4 protein-coding genes are annotated in these 2,606 nt (G+C 63.2%); 3 read left to right on the top strand and 1 reads right to left on the bottom strand.

All coding sequences use genetic code 11. From position 1 onward, the window contains the following. Positions 1-155: 155 nt before the first annotated feature. Positions 156-1,229 carry an MBL fold metallo-hydrolase gene (locus tag AC1Q7Q_RS40305; RefSeq protein ID WP_492376832.1) on the bottom strand — a complete coding sequence of 358 codons (1,074 nt, stop codon included), beginning with the start codon at positions 1,227-1,229 and terminating at the stop codon, positions 156-158. A gap of 198 nt (positions 1,230-1,427) precedes the next feature. Here AC1Q7Q_RS40305 and AC1Q7Q_RS40300 point away from each other — a divergent pair, with 198 nt between their 5' ends. The 3 genes from AC1Q7Q_RS40300 to AC1Q7Q_RS40290 form a co-directional block, all read left to right on the top strand. Then, positions 1,428-1,862 (top strand): MerR family transcriptional regulator, encoded by a 435-nt coding sequence (locus tag AC1Q7Q_RS40300; protein ID WP_492376831.1) that lies wholly within the window; start codon positions 1,428-1,430, stop codon positions 1,860-1,862. Between the two features lie 85 nt (positions 1,863-1,947). Then, positions 1,948-2,406, top strand: coding sequence for a PaaI family thioesterase (locus AC1Q7Q_RS40295; RefSeq protein ID WP_492376830.1), 459 nt, complete (start codon positions 1,948-1,950; stop codon positions 2,404-2,406). Positions 2,407-2,460: 54 nt separating this feature from the next. Further along, a partial coding sequence (locus tag AC1Q7Q_RS40290; RefSeq protein ID WP_492376833.1) for an acyl-CoA dehydrogenase family protein occupies positions 2,461-2,606 on the top strand: 146 nt, incomplete at its 3' end.

Raw genomic sequence — 2,606 nt, 5'->3', positions numbered from 1 at the left:
CTACTTTTTTGGCAAGACAAAAAAGTAGGTCGCCGCCCCGCAGGGGTGGTGAAACTGCAGTTGAAGTTGACGTTAAGTCATTGAATTTGAAGTTGTTTTTGCGGTTGCGGTTTCAGCCGCCGCAGCAACAACAAGGGCTACACCCACCAGTACCCTTAAACCCGAAACCTAACAATCCCATCCTCCCCAACCTCCCGCCTCACCTCCCCCGCATGCCACAACACATGCAAGTGCGCCAGCGCCTCGCCCATGGCAAACGTCATCTGGTGAATATCAAACTGCCGGTTGAAAATCACGCCAACGATGTCATGCGCATTGCAGGCCTTCTCCTCACAGGCCACCCGCGTCTCGGCAAGCCGCTCCACATGGTGTTCGCGCAACTGGCGGATCCGGGTATGCAGGTTCCGGAACGGCCGCCCGTGCGACGGCAGGATCAGCACGTCCTCGGGCAGCGGCTCGTACTTGCCCAGGGAGTCCAGGTATAGCTTGAGCGGATTGGCTTCCGGCTCCATGTCGAACACGCTGACATTGGTGGAGATGCGCGGGAGCACCATGTCGCCGGAAATCAGCACATTCAAGGCGGCGTTGTAGAGCGCTACGTGCTCGGGCGCGTGCCCGAAGCCAGTGATCACTCGCCAGCCGGACCTGGCCGGGTCGGTGCCGATATGCACGGTATCGCCGTCCATCATGCGGCGGTACTGGGTGGGTAGGTCGGGCACCAGCGACGGGTAGTAGCTCTTGCGTGCGCGCAGCTTTTCCAGGCTGTCGGGGTCCGTCAGGCCGTGGCGGGCGAAGTGGCTGGCCGCGAAGTCGCCGCCGGCGTTGGAGCCGACGCCGCTGCCGCCGCCCATCACGCGGGCGTTCATGTAGTCGCCCAGGCTCATCCACAGGCGGGCGTCCCAGCGCTTGCACAGCCAGTGCGCCAGCCCGATGTGGTCGGGGTGGCAGTGGGTGGCCAGCACGCGCAGCACGGGCAGGCCGTCGAGCTCGTTGGCGAATACGGTTTCCCAGTGCGCCTTGATGGTGTCGTTGGTGACGCCGCAATCGATAATGGTCCAGCCGTCGCGGCCTTCAAGGCGGTCGCGCACCAGCCACAGGTTGATGTGGTCCAGCGCGAAGGGCAGCGGCATGCGCAGCCAGTAGACGCCGGGCGCCACCTGCTGCCGCGCGCCGCCTTCGGGCAGGGTTTCGCCAAACGGGTATTGGAGTTCGTGTTCGAGTGCGTTCATGAGGAGTCTCTCGGGTCTGAAGCCCTGTGCGCGCGGTGCCGCGCGCAGGCGGGCTTTCTCGTTGTCACGGTTGCATATCGCGGTTGCCAGCAGCCTTGCTTGACGCTAACGTTAACGTCAATAGGAGCGGGCTTTTTCCATCTTAAGCGAAAACTTCATTCCATACCGAACGACCGTTCACTTTTTTACCGGGCCACCATGCCAGACTCGCCAGCCACGCCAACCTACACCATCACCGATCTCGCCCGCGAGTTCGACGTGACGCCGCGTGCGATCCGTTTCTACGAGGACCAGGGCTTGCTGTCACCGGAGCGCGAAGGGCCGACCGGGCGCAAGCGCGTCTATAACGGGCGCGAGCGCACGCGCCTGAAGCTCACCGTGCGGGGCAAGCGACTTGGGCTGACGCTCAACGAAATCCGCGAGATTCTCGACTTGTATGAATCGCCGCGAGACACCGCACCGCAGCTGGAGCGCTTCCTGCATTCGCTGGCGCATCACCGCGGCACACTGGAGCGCCAGCTCGAGGACCTGCAGGCGCAGCTTGCCGAGATCGATCAACACGAGCGGCAGTGCCGGGCGTTGCTGGCGACACATGCGTGCGAAGTGCCACCGACCGTCGTGAAAAGTGCCTGATGAGGCATTATTACAGCTGCCGTATTTGATTTGATTGACGTTTACGTAAACGTCAATAGAATAGCTTCTCAAACAAGGAAAGCCCATGCCTCAAGCTGTCGATGCCACGCCGTTGTCCGCCGAGCGCGCGGATGCCATTGCCGCCAGCTTCTCCCGCCAGGGCCTGATGACCACCTTCGGCGCGGCGCTGACGCGGGTCATGTGGGGCGAGGTGGAGATCGCTATGCCGTGGTCCGAGGGCGTGACCCAGCAGCACGGCTTCTTCCACGGTGGCGCCGTCGGCGCGCTGGCCGATAGCGCGTGCGGCTACGCCGCACTGTCGATGGTGGGGGACGGCGAGGCCGGGCTGACCGCCGAGTACAAGATCAATCTGCTCTCACCCGCCCAGGGCGAGCGGCTGGTGGCGGTGGGCCGCGTGCTCAAGCCCGGCCGTACCTTGATCGTGGCGCAGGGCGACGTGTATAGCGAGACCGCCGGCGTGCGCAAGGCGGTGGCCACCATGCTGATGACCTTGTGCGTGGTGCGCACGCTGGACCACGTTTGACCACAAACGACAAAGCAAACAAAACAACAAGACCGATTCCATCAGGAGACCGCCATGATCGCAACGACCGAGCTGCCAGGCCTGAAATTCGACTTGGGCGAAGACATCGAGATGCTGCGCGACACCGTGCGCAACTGGGCGCAGGCCGAACTGGCGCCGCGCGCGGCCGAGATCGACCGTACCGACCAGTTCCCGATGGA

It is taken from the genome of Cupriavidus sp. GW823-FHT07A04 (assembly GCF_058794615.1).
Note: the sequence above shows the minus strand (reverse complement) of the source record. Positions and strands in the feature narration are given on the sequence as shown.

Bases quoted from the DNA above. Each gene is read 5' to 3' on its own strand.
- AC1Q7Q_RS40295 (WP_492376830.1), top strand. From the start codon at position 1,948: ATGCCTCAAGCTGTCGATGCCACGCCGTTGTCCGCCGAGCGCGCGGAT.
- AC1Q7Q_RS40300 (WP_492376831.1), top strand. From the start codon at position 1,428: ATGCCAGACTCGCCAGCCACGCCAACCTACACCATCACCGATCTCGCC.
- AC1Q7Q_RS40305 (WP_492376832.1), bottom strand. From the start codon at position 1,229: ATGAACGCACTCGAACACGAACTCCAATACCCGTTTGGCGAAACCCTG.